This is a genomic window from Lutibacter sp. HS1-25, assembly GCF_004121075.1.
GTDB lineage: Bacteria > Bacteroidota > Bacteroidia > Flavobacteriales > Flavobacteriaceae > Lutibacter.
On the sequence record NZ_RHLN01000024.1, the window covers coordinates 14,257 to 38,233 of the forward strand.

Genomic DNA, 23,977 nt, shown 5'->3' on the forward strand with positions numbered 1-23,977 from the left:
TAAATGAAACTAAGATATAAAATATGGTTGCTTATTTTTGGTATTATAGCAATTGTAATTGTCTCGGCTAATATTATTTTAAATACGATTGTTACAAAAGTTGTAAAAACTGAGATCGAAAATATTAACAGTAAAGGTGCTATTTTTTTAACACTTGAAAAGACTGAAATTGACGTTTTTACAAGTCATTTAACCTTAAAAGGTCTTCATATTAAGCCCGATAGTTTGTTTTTTGAAAATTTTAAACTCGGTAAAACGCCTAAAGCTATTGCTTCAGAATTTTACCTTTCAGAATTGAAAATTAAAGGATTTGATATTTTTAATATTTTACTCTCTAAAGAAATTTCAGTCGATAAAATTATTGCCAAAGATATTGATTTAAACATTTACAAATCAGACACTTATTTAAATTCAAAAGAAGCTCCAAAAAAATCATTTGACTCTATTTTTATAAAAGGAATTGAAAAAATTGATATAAGTAATATTGAATTTAACAATTTTAAATTAACAATTATCAATGCTCAAAAAATAGATACACTGTTTGCTTATCAAGAAAAATCTTGTCTAATTAGTGGCATTGCATTTAATGCTTACCCAAATGCTGAAAATTATTTTAAATTCAATAAAGATTCATTACAAATTCAATTAAAAAATCAACATATAGATTTAGAAAAAGGAAATTACGATCTATTTTTAGAAGATATTTTATACGATTTTCCTAAAAAAACGATTCAAGTTTCTAATTTTAAATTAAAACCAAAAATTGATAAATTTAAATTGGCTTCGACCTATAAATACAATAGTGAGGTTTATGAAGTTGCAAGTAAAAAAATTATTTTTAATGGTTTTTATATAGATAGCATTATTAAAAATGGTGTTATTGCTATTGATAGCATTGATGTTGATGGATTAAATCTCGACATTTACAAAGACCAAACAAAACCTTTTAATAAGCAAAAAAGGCCTTTGTATTTAAATCAGAAATTAAAAAGATTAGACCAACCTATTTACATTCAAAAAGTATTGATTAAAAATAGTTTGTTTACTTACAAAGAGAAACACGATATTACCAATGAATTGTTAACTGTTACTATATCAGACATTAATGCAAACTTTAATCACATTACTTCTATAAAAGACAGTTTAAAAAACAGCAAACCTTTAAACATTCATATATTAGGTAAATTAAACAATGTGGCTCATTTAAATCTTACTGTTTTTATGCCTTATAACACCTGGAACAATTCTTTTTCATTTGTTGGAAAACTTGGAGGTGCCAATTTTAAAGAATTTAATACTGCCATTTATCCTGCCACAGGTGTAAAATTTGAGGAAGGAAAATTACACAGTATGAATTTTTCAGTACACGGCACCCCTGCTGGTTCTAAAGGTGAAATGACAATGCTTTACAGCGACATAAAAATCGATATTTTAAAAGAACATAAAAAGATGAAAACCGCTTCGTGGTTGGGAAATACCTTAATGAACAATTCAAATCCTTCTAAAAATGGAAAATTAAGAGTTGGTATTATTGAATTTGAAAGAGTACCTTATAAAGGTTTTGGAAACCTTTTATGGAAATCGGTTATGTCTGGAATGGTAAATACCTTAAATCCTATTGGAAAAACAGAGAAAGAGGTTAAAAAGAAAAGTAGAAAGAAATGGTTTTCTAAAAAGCGATAATCCTTTTATTTTAGAATTAGTAGTTTAAAAATTAGCTTACAAAAACTAAAATTATGGTAAAACTAAGTAGAGATGATATTTACATTATTAGCCAAAACAGCAATTGGTCTGCAAAAGGTGTTCAAAGCATTTTAAAACAAAATATTTACAGTTCGCCAACATCTTGGCAACAATTTTTAAGGTTGTTTTTTTTAAGTTTGGGTATTGGTTTTGCAACCTTTGGCGTTCTTTTCTTTTTTGCTTACAACTGGGCAGATTTGCATAAGTTTGTTAAGCTGGGTTTAATGGAAGGGCTTATAATTATTACAACATTTGTAGTTTTATTCTCAAAATTTAATGACCTAATTAAGAATTTAGCGCTTACAAGTGCATCGATTTTAGTTGGTGTTTTATTTGCTGTTTTTGGTCAAATTTATCAAACTGGCGCAAATGCATACGATTTTTTCTTAGGTTGGACTTTATTTATAAGTCTTTGGGTTTTAATCTCAAATTTTGCACCGCTTTGGCTTATTTATCTTACCCTAATCAACACAACCTTGGTTTTATATTCGCAACAAGTTGCACAAGATTGGTCAGGTGTTTTTATTTCAACATTGCTTTTATTAGTTAACTCTTTATTCTTCATCTTTTTTATAGTTGGATTCAAAAAAATAACCAAAATTTCTTTTCCAAAATGGTTTTTTTATACCATTGCTTTGGCTGCAATTTTTTCAGCAACCATAGGTATTGTAATTGGTATTTTCAGCAAATTTGACATTTCATTTTGGACATTATTTGTGCTAACTTCAATTTTATATGCTTCTGCTGTTTGGTATAGTTTACAAATTAATACTACCTTTTATCTTGCTATCATAGCATTTAGTTTGGTTGTAATTATTACCTCTTTTTTAATAAAAATTTTTAAAAGTGATGCTTCCTATTTAATAGTAACCTTATTTATTATTGGAAGTATAACTTTTTCAATTAAACTGCTATTAGACCTTCAAAAAAAATGGACAAATGGATAAAAATGAGCAAATACTCGCAACATTAAAGTCTGTTCAAGATTTTGAAGGCAAAGAATTTCAATGCAATGAACAAGCTATTTTATTAGAATATCAAAAAAGAGAACAAAACAAAACCAGCTTGGCAATTAAAATACTTTCGTTATTTGGAGGATTTTTTGCTACCCAGTCATTTCTTGGTTTTTTAAGTTTAATGGGCTTGTTTGATTCTCCAACCGCACTTGTTGCCGTTGGTATTGCATTTGTAATTGCGGCCATTTCAATTAATAAAAAATTTGATAAAATAATTTTCGACACTATAAGTATTTCAGCCTATGTTACTGGTTTGGTACTTTTAGGTATAGGTTTACACTTTTTTAATGCAACTAATAGTGTAATTGCACTGGCTATTTTTGTAGTTGCATTTATAACTTTGGTGCTAAATCAAACCTATATATTGTCGTTTGTTGCTGTAATTACTGCTTGTGGCAGCATACTTAGTTTAATTATTTTGAACAAGGTTTATGAACTTTTTCAAATGTACACCGTTTTAATAGCGGCAATGTTAACTTATGTTATTTTAAATGAAGGTAAAATTATTACCATAAACAACAAGTTTTCAAAACTTTACAACCCAATTCGCATTGGCTTGATCTTTTCGCTGCTATTTGGATTGGCTTTTTTAGGCAATAGAACCATTTTAGATTTAAACATTGGTTTTATATGGTTGTCTTCGGTAATGTTAATGCTGCTTGTTATTTATTTAGTAAGTCAAATTGTTAAAATTTTAGAAGTAACAGACAAAAAAAATCAAATTACAATTTACCTGCTTACTGTTTTGGTATTGTCGTCAACAATTTTTGCGCCATCAATTTTGGGTGCAATTTTAATTGTTTTACTGTGTTTTTTAGTGAATTATAAAACAGGATTGGTTATTGGAATCATTGCACTTATTTACTTTATTTCGCAGTATTATTACGACCTCAATTTTAGCTTACTCACTAAATCTATTATTTTAATTGTTTCGGGCATATTGTTTTTGGTGTTTTATGCATTTATTCATAAAAAAAGCGTTCAAAATGAAAAAATTTAAATGGATCATTATTTTTATAAATCTGCTGCTACTGTTGGTGTTATTTAACAATTCAATCGTAAAAAAAGAAGCAATTTTATCTGAAGGAAAACTGATACTTTTAGAATTGGCTCCCGTAGATCCACGATCTTTAATGCAAGGCGATTATATGCGTTTGAATTATAAGATTTCTGAAAAAAATAGTGTAGAGAGTATTTCCAAACGCGGTTTTATAGTTGTTAAAACCAATAAGGAAGGAATTGCTGAAAGAATAAGAATTCAACCTAAAAAAACACCTTTAAACAATGATGAATTTTTAATTGAATATACTTTGGGCAACTGGAATATGAACATTGGTGCCGAATCTTTCTTTTTTGAAGAAGGCCAAGCTGAAAAATACGAAAAAGCAAAATATGGAGGTTTACAGGTTGATGGTAAAGGCAACAGTATTTTAGTTGGACTTTATAATGAAAACCTCCATAAGATTGAATAAAATTTTAAAACCTATTTAGGTTTTTTACCGTAAAATTTACGCTTTGGTTTTTTAGCTGTTTCACCTTCTTTAGGTTTGTGTTCAGCTTTTCTATTGTTTTTTTTACGTTGATTTTTTGTTGGTTTTTGAACCAAAGGAACTTCTTCATTGTCATCCAATAAAAAAGGATGTTCTTCAATTACAGGAATTTGCTGATTAATTAACTTTTGAATATCTCTTAAATATTCTTTTTCTTCAACATTACAAAAAGAAAGTGCAATTCCGCTGGCTTTTGCACGTCCGGTTCTACCAATTCTATGCACATAAGTTTCCGGAATATTTGGCAAATCGTAATTAATTACCAATTGTAATTCTTCAATATCAATACCTCTGGCAGCAATATCTGTGGCAATTAATACGTGTAAATTACCATCTTTAAAATCGTTTAAAGCACGCTGACGTGCACCTTGCGATTTATTACCGTGAATGGCAGCTGCTTTTATATGTGATTTAGCCAACATACGCACTACTTTATCGGCTCCGTGCTTGGTTCTTGAAAACACCAAAACAGATGCATCTGGATTTTCTTCAATTAAATGAACCAACAAATTAGGCTTGTTAGATTTACTCACAAAATAAACAGCTTGTTCAACTTTTTCAGCAGTTGCCTGTTTGGGTTTTATGGTTACTTTTTCGTAATTTCCTAAAATATTTCGAGATAAATCTATAATAGAAGCGGGCATTGTTGCCGAGAAAAACAACGATTGTCGTTTTGCAGGCAACATGGCAATTAGTTTTTTTATGTCGTGAATAAAGCCCATATCTAACATTTGATCGGCTTCATCTAACACAAAATATTTCACATCTTTTAAACTGATAAAACCTTGTGAAATTAGGTCTAACAAACGACCTGGAGTTGCCACTAAAATATCAGTACCTCTGCGCAACGAATCTGTTTGTCCGCCCTGTTTTACACCACCAAAAATAACTGTATTTTTTATGTTTGTAAACTGACCATAGGCCGTAATATTGTCATTAATTTGAATTGCTAATTCGCGCGTTGGCGTAACAATCAACGCTTTTATTTTGCGTTTTCCCTTTAACTCTTGAATGCTATTGTATAAATGCTGAATAATTGGAATTGTAAAAGCTGCTGTTTTTCCTGTTCCTGTTTGGGCACAACCTAATAAATCTTTTCGGTCTAATAAAATTGGAATGGATTGTTGTTGAATTGGAGTTGGATGTGTGTATCCTGCTATCTCTAGCGATTTTAAAATGGGTTCAATAACCCCTAAATCTTTAAATGTCATATAACTTAAATAAGGCAACAAAGGTAGGTTAATTGTTTGGATAAACAGTTTTTACCTAAAAATGGCCTTTAATTTTGCATATATAAATCGATTTAGTAGATATCTGGTTAAGTTTAAACAGCTTACAATTGTATTGTTTATTTTTGCAAACTTATAATAAAAGGCAATATGAGTTATCAGTTAATTTGTTCCGATATTGATGGAACACTTTTAAATAAAGACCGAGAATTATCTAAACAAACAATCGCTCAGGTGCAACGTGTTTCACCTATTCCATTTGTGCTTATTTCATCTCGAATGCCAAAAGGAATGCGTCATTTACAAAAAGAATTTAAAAACGAGTCTACTCCTTTAATTGCTTATAATGGCGGATTGGTTTTAAATAATGAAAAAGTATTGCATTCTACTTTTATTAAAAATGAAGTATTGGCACAAATTATTGATCAGTGCGAAAATACAAATGTACATTTAAGCTTGTTTCATGCAGACGAATGGTATGTGCCTGCTATGGATTATTGGGCTAAACGCGAAGAAAACAACACCAAAGTAACTCCTGTTATAAAATCTCCTGTTGATGTTTTAACATCTTGGGTTGCTGAAGAAAAAGGAGCGCATAAAATTATGTGTATGGGCGATGCTGAAGAAATTGACACATTGTATAAATGGTTGGAAAATAATTTTTCAGATGAAATTATGTTGTACCGTTCAAAAGATACTTATATCGAAATTTCGCATAAAAATATTTCTAAAAAAACCGCTATTGAAGTTTTGTTAAAACAATGTTACACCAATATTTCAATGGAAAAAGTAATTGCTTTTGGCGATAATTACAACGATATTGAAATGCTAAAAGCTGTTGGTTTGGGTATTGCCGTAGCAAATGCCAATGAAGAAGTTTTAAAAGTAGCAAAAGCCATTACCGATAGCAATAAAAAAGACGGTGTAGCAAAAGCCATTAAAGAGTTTATTGGGTAAAGACTGAAGAATTTATTTTAGTACCTAGTATCTAAAAATTTACAATTGATAATTGATAATTTACAATTGATAATTGATAATTGATAATTTACAATTGATAATTGATAATTGATAATTTACAATTCATAATTCGTAATTGATAATTCGTAATTCGTAATTGATAATTGATAATTGATAATTGATAATTGATAATTGATAATTTACAATTTACAATTCATAATTCGTAATTGATAATTCGTAATTCGTAATTCGTAATTCGTAATTCGTAATTCGTAATTCGTAATTCAAAATTAAACCTTCTTCCCGCCAACTACAACAACAAATTCGCCTTTTGGATCCTTTTTTGTAAAATGAGCCAAAACTTCGGCCACTGTTCCTCTTACAGTTTCTTCGTATAATTTTGTCAATTCTCTTGAAACTGCAATAGGACGATCTTCACCAAAATATTCAATAAAATTAGTCAAAGTTTTAACCAATTTGTGAGGCGATTCGTAAAAAATCATCGTTCGGGTTTCTTCAGCTAAAAAAGTAAGACGCGTTTGACGCCCTTTTTTCACAGGTAAAAATCCTTCAAATACAAATTTATCATTAGGCAAACCACTATTAACCAAAGCAGGCACAAAAGCGGTGGCGCCTGGTAAACATTCAATTTCAATTCCATTTTCAATACAAGCTCTTGTTAACAAAAAACCTGGATCAGAAATTGCTGGTGTTCCTGCATCAGAAATCAAAGCAATAGCATCGCCATTTTTTATGCGTTGCACAATATTTTCAACCGTTTTATGCTCGTTGTGCATATGGTGACTGTGCATATGTGTTGAAATATCGAAATGTTTCAATAATTTTCCGCTGGTACGCGTATCTTCAGCTAAAATTAAATCTACTTCTTTTAAAACTTTTACAGCTCTAAAAGTCATATCCTCTAAATTTCCAATAGGAGTTGGTACTAAATATAATTTTGATTCCAAATTGTTGAATGTTATTTTAGATCATTTAAAGTTACAAAGTTAATCTTTATACATTTTATCTATCAGCTCTTTATATTTTTGTTGAATTACTTTGCGTTTTAACTTTAAAGTTGCTGTAATTTCACCAGCTTCAATGCTAAATTCTTTAGGCAATAAAGTAAATTTTTTAATTTTTTCGAACTTAGAAAATTCTTTTTGCAACTCTTCAAATCGTTTTTCAAACAAATCTTTAATTTGATTGTGGTTGATTAATTCTTCAACATCTTTAAAACTAATTTTATGCTCTAAAGCGTATTTTTTTAAGTTTTCAAAACTTGGCACCGCCAAAGCAGTAACGTATTTTTGCTGATCGCCAATAACTGCAATTTGTTCAATAAAAGCATCGTTAATCATTGCCATTTCTAATTTTTGAGGCGCAATGTATTTTCCTCCCGATGTTTTCATTAAATCTTTAATTCTGTCTGTAATTACCAAATTACCTTCGGCATCCATAGTACCAGCATCACCTGTACAAAACCAACCATCTTTAAAAACTTCAGCAGTTTCAGCAGGTTTTTTGTAATAGCCTTTCATAACACCAGGACCTTTAACCATAATTTCACTGTTTTCTCCAATTTTAATTTGGGTACCGTGTATTGTTTTTCCTGCGGAATTGAACTCAAAATGTTTATATCCAAATAATGAAACTGTTGCGGTTGTTTCGGTTAAGCCGTAACCACATTTGATATTTAAGCCAAACGAATGAAAAAATGAAACCATATCTGCCGCCAAAGGTGCACCACCACAAGGCATAAATTTAATACGACCACCAAAAACGTCTCTTAACTTACTCAACACCAATTTATCGGCAATTTTGTATTTTAATTTTAAAGCAAATGGTACTTTTTTATCAAGTCGTTTGTGTTTGTTATAATAAGCATTTCCAATACCCAAAGCCCAACTGGCTAATTTCATTTTTATTGGCGAAGCTTCTTTTCTTTTATCTTGAATTGCAGCAAATATTTTTTCAAAAATACGAGGCACCGTACACATTACTGTTGGCTTTACTTCTTTTAAAACCTCAGCAATTAATTTTGGATTTTGATTAAAATAAACTTCAATGCCACGATGCAAACAAAAGAACACCCAACTGCGTTCGTAAATATGACTTAATGGTAAAAAACTTAACGAAACATCTTTTTCAGAAACATCTAATTCAAAATCATGCGCCACCAAAGAAGCTGCAAAATTATGGTGATCTAACATAACACCTTTTGGTTCTCCGGTTGTACCCGAAGTATAAATAATACTAGCCAAATCGCTTAAATCACATTCAAAATGTCTTTTTTGAAGTTCAGTTTTAATAGCTGTATTGGTTTCAACAGCCATAAAATCTTTAAAATAAACCGAGTTTACTTCATTTTGAAGTTTCACATTGTTATCAAAAACAACAATTAATTTTAAAAAAGCATTGCTTTCTAAAATTTTCAGCGCTTTGTTATATTCATCTTGACCACCAACAAAAACCACGCTAATTTCAGCATCGTTGATAATGTATTCAGCTTCATTTTTTGAATTGGTAGCGTAAATAGGAACCGTAACCGCCCTAACACCCATAATTGCAATATCTGCAACAATCCACTGCGGCATATTTTCAGCAAAAATCGCAACGTTTTGTTGTACTGAAATTCCGAAATTTAACAAAGATTGCGAAACCTTTTCTATCTGATTTTCAAACAATTCCCACGAAATTCCTTCCCACTTACCTAAAACCTCATTTTTAGAATAAATCGCATTTTTTGACTTAAAACGTTTTGCGTTTTGTTTGATATCTTCAATTAAGTGTGTATATGCCATGACTTGCCTGATTTTTGTTAAATTAATGAAATTTTATTGAATTTAACACGCGCAAAGCTATGAATAATTTGTTATTTGTAGTTATATAGACCAAAACGAAGATAAAGACTTAAATAAAAACTAGGTTTTAGTTGTGTTCTTAATCAAAATCAATCAACAAAAAAATAGAGATAACCCCTAAATCTATCTGCTAATTGATTAAATTTGCAAACTGTTTTTAAAAAATATACAATGTACAGAACACATTCGAACGGAGAATTAAGATTAGAAAATGTTGGTCAAGAAGTTACCTTAGCTGGATGGGTGCAAAAAACACGCGACAAAGGATTTATGATTTGGGTTGATTTGCGTGACCGTTATGGTATTACACAATTGATTTTTGATGAAGAGCGTACTTCAAAAGAAATGGTTGAAAAAGCCAAAACACTGGGTAGAGAGTTTGTGATTCAAATTACTGGTGAAGTAATTGAACGTGTTTCAAAAAATAAAAATATTCCTACAGGTGAAGTTGAAATATTGGTAAAAGAATTGAAGGTTTTAAATAAATCGTTAACACCTCCTTTTACTATTGAAGATGAAACTGATGGTGGTGATGAATTAAGAATGAAATATCGTTACTTAGATATTAGAAGAAATCCGGTAAAAGAAAACTTGATATTTCGTCACAAAGTAGCTATTGAAGTTCGTAAATATTTATCTGATAAAGGTTTTATTGAAGTTGAAACGCCTGTTTTAATTAAATCTACACCAGAAGGTGCGCGTGATTTTGTGGTGCCAAGCCGTATGAATGAAGGTCAGTTTTATGCTTTACCACAATCGCCTCAAACATTTAAACAATTGTTAATGGTTGGTGGTTTAGACAAGTATTTTCAAATTGTAAAATGTTTTAGAGACGAAGATTTACGTGCAGACAGACAACCAGAATTTACACAAATTGACTGTGAAATGGCTTTTGTTGAACAAGAAGATATTTTAAATATGTTTGAAGGTTTAACCCGCCATTTATTAAAAGAAATAAAAGGTGTTGATGTGGCTGATTTCCCTCGTATGACTTATGATGATGCCATGAGAAAATACGGAAACGACAAACCAGACATACGTTTTGGTATGGAGTTTGGCGAATTAAATGAAGTTGCACAACACAAAGAATTTGGTGTTTTTAACAGCGCTGAATTGGTAGTTGGAATTGCTGTTCCTGGCGGAAATGCTTATACCAGAAAAGAAATTGACAATTTAATTGAGTGGATAAAGCGTCCGCAAATTGGTGCTTTAGGTATGGTTTACGTTCGTTGTAACGAAGATGGTACTTACAAATCATCTGTAGATAAATTTTATACCGAAGAAGATTTAGCCAAATGGGCTGAAGTTACTGGTGCAAAACCAGGAGACTTAATTTGTGTTTTATCGGGCAATGCACATAAAGTTCGTACGCAATTAAGTGCTTTGCGTATGGAGCTGGCAACACGTTTAAATTTACGCAATCCAGCCGAGTTTGCTCCTTTATGGGTGATGGATTTTCCGCTGTTAGAATGGGATGAAGAAACAAACCGTTACCATGCAATGCACCATCCATTTACATCTCCAAAACCTGAAGATATGCATTTGCTAGATACAGATCCAGGAAAAGTAAGAGCCAATGCATACGATATGGTATTAAATGGTAATGAAATTGGTGGAGGATCTATTCGTATTTACGACAAAGCAACGCAGGCTTTGATGTTTGACCATTTAGGTTTTACACCCGAACAGGCTAAAGAACAGTTCGGATTTTTAATGAATGCCTTTGAATATGGAGCGCCTCCACACGGTGGTTTGGCTTTTGGACTGGACAGATTGGTTGCTATTTTAGGCGGACAAGAAACAATTCGTGATTTTATTGCATTCCCAAAAAACAACAACGGACGTGATGTAATGATTGATGCCCCTTCGCATATTGATGATGCACAATTAAAAGAGCTAAATCTTAAAATTGAATTATAATTTTTAAACATAAACGTTTTTAAAAATTTAAAGTTGAAACCAAATCTAAAAGATATATTTATAGCCAAACTTTTTTATAGGTTCGCATTTTTTTTAAGTCTGATAGGGGTTTTAACTTTAATTTTTGATTATGGATACGACCAAAATACAGCACTACAAACCAAATTAAATATCTTTTATTTTGTAGTGCTGTGGACGGGAATTGTATCAACCATTTTACGCTATATTACCCTTCGAAAAAATTTGCGAACAAAAGTTATTAGTTTTGATTTTATATCAATATTAATAACCGTTTATGTGATTTTTATTCACTTTTTTTCAGCTGAAGCACATCAACATTTGTCGTTTTTTTACAATGATAACTGGGTTAAAATTACCATATTACTAACTTTTATCAGAGAGTTTTCAGAACAAAACATCAACTACAAACGAACCCTTTTTAACCCTGCACAAATATTTATAATCAGTTTTTTAGGTATTGTTTTATTTGGCACATTTTTACTAATGTTACCAAATGCTACCTACAACGGTATTTCGTTTTTAGATGCCTTATTTACATCTACAAGTGCCGTTTGTGTTACAGGTTTAATTGTTGTAGATACCGGTAGTTATTTTACCCAATTAGGACAAACATTTATACTGATACTTATTCAGGCGGGAGGAATTGGAATTTTAACTTTTGCCAGCTATTTTAGTTACTTTTTTAAAGGCGTATCTACTTATGAAAATCAACTGGTTTTAAGTGATATGACCAACTCTGATAAAATTGGCGAAGTTTTTAACACCCTAAAAAAGATTTTAGGAATTACTTTTACAATTGAAATTTTAGGAGCGATATTTATTTTTTTCAATGTAAATAGCGCACAACTTCCTACATTTTTTGAACGTGTTTATTTTTCAGTTTTTCATTCAATTTCAGCTTTTTGTAATGCTGGATTTTCTACACTTCAAAATGGTTTATATGAAGAGGGATTCCGTTTTAATTATGGGCTTCAATCTATAATTATGGTACTTTTAATGCTTGGCGGACTGGGATTTCCAATCTTGGCTAATTTGATGAAATATTCAAAATACTACATCAAAATTAAAATTTTAGGGATTAAAAAATCTCATTTTCAATACAAACCTTGGGTTTTAAGTATCAATAGCCGAATTACTTTGGTTACCACTTTTTCGTTATTTGCCTTTGGAACCGTCTTGTTTTATATTAGTGAATACAATAACGTATTGTCCGATCATAACGGAATTGGCAAATTTGTAACGGCATTGTTTGGATCTGCAACACCAAGAACCGCTGGTTTTAACACCATTGATATGACTTCATTAAATTTGTCAACCATTATGGTTACATTTCTGCTAATGTGGGTAGGTGCTTCACCAGCATCTACAGGTGGAGGTATCAAAACCAGTACTTTTGCAATTGCCACACTTAATTTTATCAGTTTGGCAAAAGGAAAATCTAGAATAGAAATTTACAGAAGAGAAATTGCAGATATTTCGGTACGCAGGGCTTTTGCAACAATTTCATTATCTTTAGTTGTAATAGGTGCTGGAATTATTGGAATTACTTATTTTGATGCTGAAAAACGATTGATAGATGTGGCTTTTGAATGCTTTTCGGCATACAGTACTGTGGGGTTAAGCTTAGGAATTACAGCAAGTTTAAGCTCATACAGCAAAATAATAATTATAACCATTATGTTTATTGGTAGGGTTAGTATGCTGTCCATTTTAATCGCTGTATTTAAAAAAATAAAGCATAAAAATTACCGATATCCAACCGAAGAAATAATAATCAACTAAAACACAACTTATCATGAAATATCTTATTGTAGGACTTGGAAATTTTGGAGCGTCACTTGCTGAAAAATTAACAAATAGTGGTAACGAAGTTATTGGTATTGACTCAAGTATGGCAAAAGTTGATGGGTTAAAAGAAAAAATTTCGCATACAATTTGTATGAATGCTACAGACGATTTTACGGTGATGGGTTTGCCTTTAAAAGATACAGATGTTGTAATTGTAGCCATTGGCGAAGATCAAGGAGCAAATATTATGGCTACTGCATTGTTTAAAAATTTACAAGTAAAACGACTTATAAGCAGGGCTATTAATCCTTTACACGAAATGGTTTTAAAAGCTTTGGGTGTTGATGAAATTGTACATCCTGAAGAAGAAACTGCTGAAAGATGGGCAAAAAAATTATGTTTAAAAGGTGTTATTGATTCGTTTGAATTAAACGAAGATTTTAGTTTGGTTGAAGCCAACGTACCCGAAAGTATTGCTGGTAAAAAAATTCGTGATATTGATTTCAGAAAAAAATACAATATTTTAATTTTAACCACCATCAAAAAAACAGAGCAAATAAGCACCTTGGGGCGCAGTGTTATGATTGAAAAAGTTCAAGGTGTGGCACACTCAGACCTTATTCTAGAAAAAGATGATATTTTGGTACTTTATGGTGCAAATAAAGATATTCAATCATTTTTAAAAAAGAATTAAAACCCAATCTACACTTCTAAAATAATTCTGTAAATTTCACAATACCAATGTCAATAATTGGTACTTTTATCATAAGTTTATATATAGATATATTTATCTCTATTTCAAACTCAATGCATAATTAACAAGTTAATTTATGGAAACTAAAATTCATAAGAAATTAAATGAATTATCTGCCACAGCCATTTGTGGAAACGACATCAGCTCTTCAGTACTTTATGTGTCGGCCTTAGCCATTGCATTTGCGGGACAATATGCCTGGATAACCCTATTAATTGTTTCACTTGTATTGTTTTTATTCAGAAAAATTTATGGAGAAGTTGTTGGAGCATTGCCTTTAAATGGTGGCGCATACAATGCCTTGTTAAACACTACCAGTAAAAAAATGGCTTCATTTGCGGCTACTTTAACCATACTATCTTATATGGCAACTGCGGTAATTTCAGGAAATGAAGCTATTCACTATCTTCATCACCTAATTCCTTCAATGCCAATTATACTTTCAACCATTGGATTGTTGCTGTTTTTTGCATTATTAACCATTGGTGGTATTACAGAATCGGCCAAAGTTGCTATCGGCATTTTTCTTTTCCATTTATCTTCATTGGTTATTTTAAGTGCATTTATTATTTACTTTTTAATTGAACACGGAAGCGGATTATTTTTACAAAACTGGTACTCACCTGTTTCAGGTGGAAGCGTTACAAATGCTATTTTTTTAGGATTTGCAGCCTCTATGTTAGGTGTTTCAGGATTTGAAAGTTCAGCCAATTTTGTTGAAGAACAAGAAAAAGGTGTATTCCCAAAAACACTGAGAAATATGTGGGGAATAGTAAGCATAATCAATCCGTTAATGGCCATTTTTGCATTGGCATTATTTACAATTCCAACCTTACAAAGTAGCGAATTTCAAAATACGTTACTTATAGAAATGGGGCAATATGTAGGTGGAAAATGGGTAGCAACATTAATTGCTGTAGATGCATTTTTAGTATTGAGTGGAGCTGTTTTAACAAGTTTTGTAGGTGTATCTGGTTTGTTAGAACGTATGACTTTAGATAGAATTATGCCTCAGTTTTTTTTAAAGAAAAGCAAAGGCGGTAGCTCTTATCGCATTATTATTATGTTCTTTTTATTATCAGTTTCTGTATTGCTAATAACCAACGGAGAAGTAAAATTATTGGCAGGTGTTTATACCATTTCTTTTTTATCGGTCATGGCTTTATTTGGAATTGGAAACATTTTATTAAAAGTAAAAAGAAGTTCACTTCCTAGACCCGAAACAGCTAGTTGGTTTTCAATTTTTATAGCTATTGGAGCCGTTTTAATTGCTTTGTTAGGTAATATTTTGGTAGAGCCAACTGGTGACTCTCCAAGCAATGTTGTTGTATTTTTAGATTATTTTGTGCCTTCTATTATTTTTATCATAATCATGTTAAATAGAACAATATTGTTAAAGTTTCTATTAAATGCCGTTCATACCATTTTTGATCCTGTGCGCAAGTTGGTATTTCAAATGGATAAAAATATTTTAGCAACCATCAACAATATCAATTCACAAGAATTTGTGTTTTTTACAAAAGGTGATAATATTGCCACTTTAAATAAAGTAATGCTATATGTTATTAGAAATGAACACACTAAAAAAATTAAAATAGTTTTAGCTTTAGATAAAGATCAAGTTATACCACCAAATTTACCTTTAGAAGTTGAATTTTTAGGAAAAGAATATCCCGAAATATTTATTGAATTTTTAGTTGTTGATGGTAAATTTAGCCCTCAATTAATAAAAGAACTTTCTGAAAAATGGAAAATTCCTGTTAACTTTATGTTTATTGGATCACCTAGCAATAAATTTCCATATAAAGTTGAAGAATTAGGTGGTGTGCGGCTAATTATTTAACTTCATTTCTAATAAAAATCAACAATAACGATTAAAATAAATTTTGTGGCCAAAAAAAAGACTTTAGACATTTTTAATTATGACTTTGATTTTCAGCAATCAAGTCAAAAAAAAGGTAAAAAAACACCTAAAGAAGAGTGCTGCGAAAAATATAAAAAGAAGGGTGAAAAAAAATGTAAAAGTTGCCCAAAAAGAACTGTAAGTCTTTAATTTTTAATAATTTTGCGCCTAATTTTTTTACAAACAAATAATGCCTTCAAAATCCGAAACTATATTTCGTAAATTTTTAAAATGGAGATACCAAAACATCTCAAACGAACAATTTATTAGAATTGCAGCGGCATCTATTGGTCTTTTGGCTGGTCTTGCAGCGGTTGTTTTAAAAAACTTAACCCATTTTATTCAGGAATTATTGGAAGGAGGGCTAATTAGAGAAATTCACAGTGCTTTTTATTTTATTTTTCCTGTTATAGGCTTATTTTTAGTACTTCTTACTAAAAAATACATCATTAGAAAAAAAGTTGGACACGGAATTCCTTCAACATTGTATGCCATTTCAAAATTAAAAGGTATTATGCCCAGTCATCAAATGTGGGCTTCATTAATAACAGCTCCACTTACAGTCGGTTTTGGGGGATCAGTCGGATTAGAAGGTCCAACTGTAGCAACAGGTGCTGCCATTGGATCTAATTTTTCACGATTATTTCACTTAAATCAAACTACAAGAACTTTATTAATTGCAGCTGCAGCTGCCGGTGGAATGGCATCAATATTTAAAGCACCCATTGCCGCTATTGTATTTGCCGTTGAAATTTTTAGTTTAGAATTAACATTGGCATCTATGATTCCTTTATTACTAGCATCAATTACTGCTGTTTTAACTTCATACTTTTTTTTAGGTGATGATGTATTACTTCATTTTGAACTGCGCGATAAATTTATCTTAAAAGATGTTTTATTCTATATTTTATTAGGTATTACCTCAGCAATCGCTTCTATTTACTTTAGCAAAATGTATTTTACCATTGGTAAATTTTTTAAAAGATTTAAAAATCCATACAAAAGATTGCTTATTGGAGGTGGTTTGTTAGGTATTACTCTTTATTTTATTCCACCATTATTTGGTGAAGGTTTTAACACCATTAACAATCTTTTAAAAGGAAATGTTGATAGCGTTATTTCAAACAATGTGTTTAATTATACAACTGAAAATATTTGGATTATCATCCTTTTTTTACTTGGTTTAATTCTTTTTAAAGTTTTTGCTACGTCATTTACTTTTGGCGCAGGTGGTGTTGGAGGTGTTTTTGCACCAACTTTATTTATGGGTAGTATTACAGGTTTTGCTTTTGCACAAATTATCAACGCAAGTAATATTTTTGAACACCAATTGTCTTTAACAAACTTTACCATGGTTGGTATGGCTGGATTAATGGCAGGTATTTTACAAGCGCCTTTGTATGCCATTATTTTAATTGCTGAAATTACAAGTGGTTACGAACTTTTTCTTCCGTTAATGATTGTTTCATCCATATCATTTATCATCACAAAAAATTACATTCCGCATAATATTTACGCTTCAGAATTGGCTGAAAAAGGAGAACTTTTAACACATGATAAAGACAAAAATGTGTTAATGCAATTGGATTTGGACAAGTTAATTGAAACCGATTTTGTATTGCTTTATCCAGAAATGACTTTAGGTGATGTGGTTAAAAATGCTGTGGCAAAATCGCCACGAAATCATTTCCCCGTTATTAACGAAGAAAATGACTTTTTAGGCATACTTACAATTAACGACATTAGAAGTATTATGTTTAATAATGAAATGTACGATGAAGTTACTGTAGAATCGTTGATGCACGATGGTTCTGATATTATTTATTACGAAAAAGATTCGGCTGAAGATATCTTGAATAAATTTAAAAGAAGTGGTGCCTGGAATTTGGTAGTTTTAAAAGATGGTAAATACTTTGGCTTTATATCAAAATCTCGTTTATTAACAGCTTATAGAAGAAAATTAATTGATGTTTCTGCTCAATAATTAAAACCATTTAATTTATGAAAACAATACTAATAACCCTTTTAATAATAATTATAGGCGCGCTATCTTATGGCTTTTATATTAAAAGCACAGGTGATTTTAATGGCGAAATTGTAATAGGTGTTAGTGTATTGGCAATTGCATTTGTATTTATGCCTTTGTTTATTTATCACCGCTATAAAAACAAAGATATCAAAGATTTTACTTTTGAAAAATTTCGAAAAGATTTAGAAGAACACAACAAAAAAAAGTAACTATTTAAACCTTTAATTGTTGTTTAAAATAAACTTCAAATTTTAAACAAAGTACAAATCTCTTTAACTGTTTTTGAAATTGGTTGGAACTCAAAATTAAGCGTTTCTTTTATTTTTGTTGAAGAATAATAACGTTTACTATGAATCGATGAAGCAGATTGTTTTGTAATTAAAGGTGGCTTACGGGTTAGCAACGACTTTATTTTTTCAAATCGCCAAGCTATAGCACTCATTAATTTTGTAGTTTTTATAGTTGGTGGATTTTTTCCAAAATTGTGCGCAATTTCAAAAAACAAATCTTTAAAACTTTTGTTTTCAGCAACTAAAATAAATCGCTCATTTTTAACATCACTTTTCATTAATTGCACCATAACCTTCACCACATCAGCAACAGCTACAAACCCTGTAACCCCTTCTGAATAAAATTTAAAGCCTTTGTAAATATTTGCAAAAATTAAACCCGAACCACCGTTCCAAAAACCAGCACCCAAAATAACACCTGGATTTACAATTACCACATTTACCCCTTCTTGTGATGCACGCCACACTTCCATTTCGGCACCATATTTTGTAATTGCATAACTATAATTGCTTTTTTCAATATCCCAATCGTTGGTTTCATTTAAAATTGGGTGATTATCAGATTTTGAAATAGTAGCAATAGAACTTACAAAACAGAGTTTTTTTACTTGCTTATCAATACAAAAATTCACCACATTTGTTGTACCTTCAATATTAATTTTACGCATTTTTTTACTATCAGCCTCGTTAAAAGATACCAATGCCGCTGCGTGATAAACTTCTGTAATATTTTCAAAAGCAAATTCTAAAGCAAAAATATCGTTGATATCAGCTTCAATCCATTCAATTTTTTTAAAAAGAAATTCATAATCTTCAGAAAAATAACTGAATACCTTTTTTACAGCAGCTAAATTACTGCTTGTACGATGAATTGCCTTTATAATATCATTTTTTAAAGAAAGCTGATACAATAAATGAGCGCCTACTAAACCTGTTCCGCCTGTTACTAAAATCATAAAACGAATGTAACAAAAATTGTTTGTTTATTTACTTCAATACATAAAAGCTATTCCATAAAAAACTAACCATTTAAACCGTCCACTAAAAACTAAAATTTTATCTTTGCACAAATTAAAAATTTTGAGAATGAATTTTGTTGAAGAATTACGTTGGAGAGGCATGTTGCACGACATAATGCCCGAAACTGAAGACTATTTATTAAATAACAAAACTGCAGGTTATATAGGGTTTGATCCAACTGCAGATTCGCTTCATATTGGTAGTTTAGTACCAATTATTATTTTAATGCATTTTCAAAAAGCGGGTCATAATGCCATTGCTTTGGTTGGTGGCGCTACCGGAATGGTAGGTGATCCTTCAGGAAAATCAGACGAACGTAATTTATTAGACGAAGAAACTTTGTCTAAAAACATAGCTGGTGTAAAAGGTCAGTTAGCACGTTTTTTAAAATTTGATAGCAATGTTGAGAACCCAGCAGAATTGGTAAATAATTACGATTGGATGAAAGACATTTCTTTAATAGATTTTGTGCGTGATGTAGGTAAACATATTACTGTAAACTATATGATGGCAAAAGATTCTGTTAAAAAACGTTTTGATCCAGACTCTCAAACGGGTATGAGTTTTACAGAATTTACCTACCAATTGTTTCAAGGTTACGATTTTTATCATTTGTACAAAGAAAAAAATGTAAAATTACAAATGGGAGGTTCGGACCAATGGGGTAATATTACTACTGGTACTGAATTGGTAAGAAGAATGGCACAAGGTAAAGCTTATGCCTTAACTTGTAAATTAATTACCAAAGCCGACGGTACTAAATTTGGTAAAACAGCAGGTGGCAATGTTTGGTTAGATGCCAACAGAACTTCGCCATATAAATATTACCAATATTGGTTAAATTCATCAGACGAAGATGCAGAAAGCTATATTAAAATATTTACTTTTTTAGATAAAGCAACTATTGAAGCTTTAATTGCTGAACACAAACAAGCACCACATTTACGACTTCTTCAAAAGAAAATTGGCGAAGAAGTTACCATTATGACACACGGTGTTGAAGCTTACGAAAATGCAATAAAAGCATCTAATATTTTATTTGGAAATTCGACTAAAGAAGATTTAAAAAACTTAGATGAACAAACATTTTTAGATGTTTTTGAAGGCATACCACAAGCCGATATTGAACGCAGTACTATTGAAAACGGTTTGGAAATTGTACCCGCTTTTGCTGAAACAGGTTTCTTAAAATCTAACGGAGAAGTTAGAAGAGCTTTAAGTGAAAATTCAATATCTGTAAATAAAGAAAAAGTGAAAGAAGATTTTGTAATTACAACAAACGATTTAATTGCAGATAAATTTGTGTTATTACAACGCGGTAAAAAAACTTATTTTTTATTAAAAGTGGTTTAATAGTTGAAGGGTAAAAAGGTTAAAGGTTGAATGATGTAATTGCAACCTTAACCCTAATAAAAGAAAAATTTATAATAAAAAAGACTGCTTTTGAGCAGTCTTTTTTTATGCTTTTTATTGTAAAGATTAGAATGGCAGCTTTTATTTGAACCAAATATACCTACTGCTAATTTAGATGCTGGTAAATTAAGGTTTTGATCTTGTAAATTTTTATTCCAAGTATTTTGTATAGAAAACCAAAAAACGATTATAGTGGTTTTTGCAAATCGCTTAGGAGTTTACAAAAACTGCTTAGCTAATTTACAAAATCGCTTAGCTAATTCACAAAACTGCTTAGCTAGTTTACAAAATTACTTAGTGAGTTTTAAAAAGCTATTATTAAATCAAAAAAGCCTAATAAAACCACCCTTTCACAACGGCTACCTAATTTAAAATGGCACTTTTTGATTCCAATTTATTTTAAAATAAAAAAGCTTACTAGGTATTTATACTAAACCTAGTAAGCTTTATGCCTAAAGTACATATATTTTTAGTACTTATTCAATAATTACCTTTTTAGCAATAATACCTGTTGCAGCTTTTATTTGAACCAAATACATACCCGCTGCTACATTAGATACTGGTAAATTAAGGTTTTGACCTTGCAAGTTTTTATCCCAAGTATTTTGTAATTGCCCCAAACTATTGTATAAATTAACACTTAACAATTCTGCCTGTATTGTATTTTTAATTTGAATTTCACCAGCAGTGTTGTTCATAAATACCAACACTCCATTTTTTAGAATTTCATCTTCTAAATCCAATGTTTCCTGAGGTGCAAAAACCAATGAAAAACGATCTGTATATGTGCCTGCTGCTAATTCAATTTCAAAAGGCTGATTGTTTATTTTGTATGTTTTGCCAACTAAAGCATCTTTAATAAACAATTCAACACTTTCATCTACATTTTCCAGCGCATCAATTTGAATGGTTGCTAAGCCTGTTTTACTCATTTTAATACCTAAAGGTATTTCCCTGTCAATATTAGCATCTGGTAAGCCTTGAATTACGTATTTTTTATTATCTAATGCCCAATACATATCATCAACCAACATCCCATTCATTTCGCCATCATAGCCCCAATCAACAGCATCGGTAGTATTTTCATCAATAGTTAATAACAATTGTCTGTGTTTAATTTGAGGTGCTTTAAAACCCAATCTAAATTTTGGACGAACATCTTTTTGCGCCTTAGCAACACTTGATGTTTTCGATTTAGAATTTTTGGATTCTATAAAGATTGAACTTTCAGAAGATTGTGGTACAAAATATCGTTGACCATTATTAAACTTAATTTTACCTCCATCAGTATCGCTTGATGTAAAGAATCCCTGAGCTACTGGTATGTATTGACCTGGTGTTTTAAGTTCCGATAAATCATCGGGTAAATCACCAATACTAGCCACAGCTGCAGGTAAACCACCTGCCAAAGTTAAAGTTGCATAACCCCCTTCATAATCTGCTAAATTATGACTTGTTCCTTTAAATTGTTGCCAAAAATAAAGGGTACCTGTTAACAAAGAACCTTCTGGGTTTGTAGGTTTATTATCATTTATAAACTGATAACCATCAATAGCTGAAGGATAAGGGTTTGCTACCAAATATTCGTTACCACCACTAACAGTTAAAGAAACTGCACCATTATTTGGCAACCCTCTAAATACATAATTTTGAATTGTACTTACGTCTCCTGTAGTTGTTCCTTTCATAGTAAATCCTTCACCTGCTTTAATTTCTCCTTTGCTTCGTACATGCTGCCACTCAGAATAAACACCAGCGGGCTTATTTGCGAATTTCCAAATCCAATAATCGGAAATTACTATAGGAGGACCTACTGAACCATTGTAATTATTTCCACCTAAAAAAGTTACTTTTGTTGTTAAATCACTATATAAAATATCAGACAAGCTATAACTATAATCACTTACACTTGCATTAGTTGATAATTTAGTTGTGCCTACGGGAGATCCCCAATAATTATAAGAATATAAATTTGCAGTACCTTGCTGACTTTGTGTAATACCTCCTAAACTTGAAGCGTCTAAAATACTTTCACGATTTTGAATTAATTGCCCTTCACCATCTAAATGCATAAAACCATTTAACAATAAAGTACCATCTATTTCAATACTATTATCAAAAACCGTTAATGTTGCACCATTCTCAATTTCTATATCATTTGCCAAACCACCTGCATCAGTGGATGCAATTTCAGGGTAATTAGTTACACCTGCCGGAATTAAAACATTTGTTGTAATTGTAGGGACACCTCCACAGCTCCAGTTTGCATCTGTGTTCCAATCAGCACTAACAACTCCGGTCCAAGTGTTTATTGAACAACCGTTAGTTATATTTATGGTGTAATCTTCTACTTCACCCGATCTATAATTAAAATCACAAGCATTGTATGGCTTACCATTTTTAAAATCAACAAGTCCTATCCTCATTCGCGTATTTCCAATAAGCGCACTAGCTGGAATAGGAATACTAACAGGAACTTTAACTGTTTTTATTATATCGGGTACTTTAGGGTCAATTATTTCGTACACATATTTCTCATCAAATTCATCAAAAACAAAGTTTTGGTTGAAATCAATCCAAACCACTAAATGGTTTACATCATTATTATGACCATCTAAATTTACTGAAATTGTACCATTTAAACTTCCTCCTACATTTACATCAACAGGTAAAAAATCTTCTGAAAAATTGGTATAACTTCCCGTAGTACCTGAAGTAGGATTATGTAAACTACCTAACGAAACATCTGAAATAAAAAATGTGTTATAGTCATTAATATCTGAAGGTGTGCAATACGGATCTCCTTCAATTAAAAGATTGTCAATAAAAAAATATCTATTATTATTTAAATTAGAAACGATTACACGAACTTGAATTTTATTTACATCATTAGGAACTTTTAGCGTATACGGATTTGAATTCACTGTACTACCATCACCATCAGGTGTACCCCAATTTACATCTTGATTATTATTGTTTCCTGCAATTAAATCAAGCCAAGATCTATTACCCCCATCATATATTACTTCTAAATACAAATTTTCACCACTTTTAACTTTTATTGAAGCAAATGATAATGTTACCGTTACATTTGAATATGAAGAAATATCTACTTCATTAAACGTTACATAATTATACGACATTTTACCTTCAAACATTAAAGAATTTGGCGAAGATTCAGAAGTAATATTTGACACTTTAATATTACTATTAGAAACACTATAACCCAAACCACTTTTTGGATTATCAAAATTCTGACTTGCAATTGTTATTTGCCCATAAGTAAGCACTACATTTATAAAAAAGATGATAAACAATACTCTTTTAAAAACATACTTAACATACCCCATATATTAATTAATTTCAAATTTCGTGCAAAAATAGTACTTAAATCATCTATTAAATTTATGGATTATAAACATTAACACTTATTTTAAGAAAAGAAACCTTAATTTAAAGAGTTTTAACTTTAATTTAAGG

The 23,977-nt window shown here is 30.8% G+C and carries 17 protein-coding genes; 12 read left to right on the forward strand and 5 right to left on the reverse strand.

Annotated elements, in window-relative coordinates; translation table 11 throughout:
• Positions 1-3: 3 nt before the first annotated feature.
• The 4 genes from EC396_RS09835 to EC396_RS09850 are packed head-to-tail and all read left to right on the forward strand — an operon-like array spanning position 4 to position 4,231.
• Positions 4-1,683: a hypothetical protein gene (locus EC396_RS09835; protein ID WP_129366534.1), complete on the forward strand. Its 1,680-nt coding sequence runs from the start codon at positions 4-6 to the stop codon at positions 1,681-1,683.
• Positions 1,684-1,736: 53 nt separating this feature from the next.
• Positions 1,737-2,690 carry a DUF2157 domain-containing protein gene (locus EC396_RS09840; protein WP_129366535.1) on the forward strand — a complete coding sequence of 318 codons (954 nt, stop codon included), beginning with the start codon at positions 1,737-1,739 and terminating at the stop codon, positions 2,688-2,690.
• A complete protein-coding gene (locus EC396_RS09845; protein WP_129366536.1) occupies positions 2,683-3,759 on the forward strand; it encodes a DUF4401 domain-containing protein in 1,077 nt (358 codons plus the stop codon). Before EC396_RS09840 ends, EC396_RS09845 begins: the two co-directional genes overlap by 8 nt.
• Entirely contained in the window at positions 3,746-4,231 is a 486-nt protein-coding gene (locus EC396_RS09850) for a GDYXXLXY domain-containing protein (RefSeq protein ID WP_129366537.1), read from the forward strand. The genes EC396_RS09845 and EC396_RS09850 overlap by 14 nt, the downstream gene beginning before the upstream one ends.
• Positions 4,232-4,242: 11 nt before the next feature.
• Here the strand turns inward: EC396_RS09850 and EC396_RS09855 are convergent, their stop codons facing one another.
• On the reverse strand, positions 4,243-5,520 hold the full coding sequence (locus EC396_RS09855; protein ID WP_129366538.1) for a DEAD/DEAH box helicase: 1,278 nt from the start codon (positions 5,518-5,520) through the stop codon (positions 4,243-4,245).
• Between the two features lie 168 nt (positions 5,521-5,688).
• Here EC396_RS09855 and EC396_RS09860 point away from each other — a divergent pair, with 168 nt between their 5' ends.
• A complete protein-coding gene (locus EC396_RS09860; protein ID WP_129366539.1) occupies positions 5,689-6,495 on the forward strand; it encodes an HAD family hydrolase in 807 nt (268 codons plus the stop codon).
• A 290-nt stretch (positions 6,496-6,785) separates the two neighbouring features.
• Here the strand turns inward: EC396_RS09860 and rsmI are convergent, their stop codons facing one another.
• Positions 6,786-7,463, reverse strand: coding sequence for a 16S rRNA (cytidine(1402)-2'-O)-methyltransferase (rsmI, locus tag EC396_RS09875; RefSeq protein ID WP_255421340.1), 678 nt, complete (start codon positions 7,461-7,463; stop codon positions 6,786-6,788).
• A gap of 39 nt (positions 7,464-7,502) precedes the next feature.
• Positions 7,503-9,299: a long-chain fatty acid--CoA ligase gene (locus EC396_RS09880; RefSeq protein ID WP_129366540.1), complete on the reverse strand. Its 1,797-nt coding sequence runs from the start codon at positions 9,297-9,299 to the stop codon at positions 7,503-7,505.
• Positions 9,300-9,530: 231 nt separating this feature from the next.
• Here EC396_RS09880 and aspS point away from each other — a divergent pair, with 231 nt between their 5' ends.
• The 6 genes from aspS to EC396_RS09910 all read left to right on the forward strand — a co-directional run bounded on the left by aspS (position 9,531) and on the right by EC396_RS09910 (position 17,983).
• The gene (gene aspS, locus EC396_RS09885; RefSeq protein WP_129366541.1) at positions 9,531-11,279 is read left to right on the forward strand and encodes an aspartate--tRNA ligase; all 1,749 of its coding nucleotides are present in this window, start codon (positions 9,531-9,533) and stop codon (positions 11,277-11,279) included.
• Between the two features lie 33 nt (positions 11,280-11,312).
• A complete protein-coding gene (locus EC396_RS09890; protein ID WP_240665679.1) occupies positions 11,313-13,082 on the forward strand; it encodes a TrkH family potassium uptake protein in 1,770 nt (589 codons plus the stop codon).
• A 13-nt stretch (positions 13,083-13,095) separates the two neighbouring features.
• Positions 13,096-13,782 carry a TrkA family potassium uptake protein gene (locus EC396_RS09895; RefSeq protein WP_129366542.1) on the forward strand — a complete coding sequence of 229 codons (687 nt, stop codon included), beginning with the start codon at positions 13,096-13,098 and terminating at the stop codon, positions 13,780-13,782.
• A 136-nt stretch (positions 13,783-13,918) separates the two neighbouring features.
• Entirely contained in the window at positions 13,919-15,685 is a 1,767-nt protein-coding gene (locus EC396_RS09900) for an APC family permease (RefSeq protein ID WP_129366543.1), read from the forward strand.
• 250 nt (positions 15,686-15,935) lie between these two features.
• The gene (locus EC396_RS09905; protein ID WP_129366544.1) at positions 15,936-17,729 is read left to right on the forward strand and encodes a chloride channel protein; all 1,794 of its coding nucleotides are present in this window, start codon (positions 15,936-15,938) and stop codon (positions 17,727-17,729) included.
• Positions 17,730-17,746: 17 nt separating this feature from the next.
• Positions 17,747-17,983: a hypothetical protein gene (locus tag EC396_RS09910; RefSeq protein WP_129366545.1), complete on the forward strand. Its 237-nt coding sequence runs from the start codon at positions 17,747-17,749 to the stop codon at positions 17,981-17,983.
• 35 nt (positions 17,984-18,018) lie between these two features.
• Here the strand turns inward: EC396_RS09910 and EC396_RS09915 are convergent, their stop codons facing one another.
• Positions 18,019-19,020 carry an NAD-dependent epimerase/dehydratase family protein gene (locus EC396_RS09915; RefSeq protein WP_129366546.1) on the reverse strand — a complete coding sequence of 334 codons (1,002 nt, stop codon included), beginning with the start codon at positions 19,018-19,020 and terminating at the stop codon, positions 18,019-18,021.
• A gap of 130 nt (positions 19,021-19,150) precedes the next feature.
• On the opposite strand from EC396_RS09915, the gene tyrS reads away from it, so the two are divergent.
• Positions 19,151-20,437, forward strand: coding sequence for a tyrosine--tRNA ligase (gene tyrS / locus EC396_RS09920; protein WP_370276473.1), 1,287 nt, complete (start codon positions 19,151-19,153; stop codon positions 20,435-20,437).
• Positions 20,438-20,973: 536 nt separating this feature from the next.
• On the opposite strand, the gene EC396_RS09925 is transcribed toward tyrS, so the two are convergent.
• Positions 20,974-23,847 (reverse strand): T9SS type A sorting domain-containing protein, encoded by a 2,874-nt coding sequence (locus EC396_RS09925; RefSeq protein WP_129366547.1) that lies wholly within the window; start codon positions 23,845-23,847, stop codon positions 20,974-20,976.
• Between the last annotated feature and the right edge of the window lie 130 nt (positions 23,848-23,977).

What these genes read in the sequence shown, in the direction of transcription:
- EC396_RS09835 (WP_129366534.1), top strand. Translation starts at nt 4, where the DNA reads ATGAAACTAAGATATAAAATATGGTTGCTTATTTTTGGTATTATAGCA.
- EC396_RS09840 (WP_129366535.1), top strand. Translation starts at nt 1,737, where the DNA reads ATGGTAAAACTAAGTAGAGATGATATTTACATTATTAGCCAAAACAGC.
- EC396_RS09845 (WP_129366536.1), top strand. Translation starts at nt 2,683, where the DNA reads ATGGATAAAAATGAGCAAATACTCGCAACATTAAAGTCTGTTCAAGAT.
- EC396_RS09850 (WP_129366537.1), top strand. Translation starts at nt 3,746, where the DNA reads ATGAAAAAATTTAAATGGATCATTATTTTTATAAATCTGCTGCTACTG.
- EC396_RS09855 (WP_129366538.1), bottom strand. Translation starts at nt 5,520, where the DNA reads ATGACATTTAAAGATTTAGGGGTTATTGAACCCATTTTAAAATCGCTA.
- EC396_RS09860 (WP_129366539.1), top strand. Translation starts at nt 5,689, where the DNA reads ATGAGTTATCAGTTAATTTGTTCCGATATTGATGGAACACTTTTAAAT.
- EC396_RS09880 (WP_129366540.1), bottom strand. Translation starts at nt 9,299, where the DNA reads ATGGCATATACACACTTAATTGAAGATATCAAACAAAACGCAAAACGT.
- aspS (WP_129366541.1), top strand. Translation starts at nt 9,531, where the DNA reads ATGTACAGAACACATTCGAACGGAGAATTAAGATTAGAAAATGTTGGT.
- EC396_RS09895 (WP_129366542.1), top strand. Translation starts at nt 13,096, where the DNA reads ATGAAATATCTTATTGTAGGACTTGGAAATTTTGGAGCGTCACTTGCT.
- EC396_RS09900 (WP_129366543.1), top strand. Translation starts at nt 13,919, where the DNA reads ATGGAAACTAAAATTCATAAGAAATTAAATGAATTATCTGCCACAGCC.
- EC396_RS09905 (WP_129366544.1), top strand. Translation starts at nt 15,936, where the DNA reads ATGCCTTCAAAATCCGAAACTATATTTCGTAAATTTTTAAAATGGAGA.
- EC396_RS09910 (WP_129366545.1), top strand. Translation starts at nt 17,747, where the DNA reads ATGAAAACAATACTAATAACCCTTTTAATAATAATTATAGGCGCGCTA.
- EC396_RS09915 (WP_129366546.1), bottom strand. Translation starts at nt 19,020, where the DNA reads ATGATTTTAGTAACAGGCGGAACAGGTTTAGTAGGCGCTCATTTATTG.
- tyrS (WP_370276473.1), top strand. Translation starts at nt 19,151, where the DNA reads ATGAATTTTGTTGAAGAATTACGTTGGAGAGGCATGTTGCACGACATA.
- EC396_RS09925 (WP_129366547.1), bottom strand. Translation starts at nt 23,847, where the DNA reads ATGGGGTATGTTAAGTATGTTTTTAAAAGAGTATTGTTTATCATCTTT.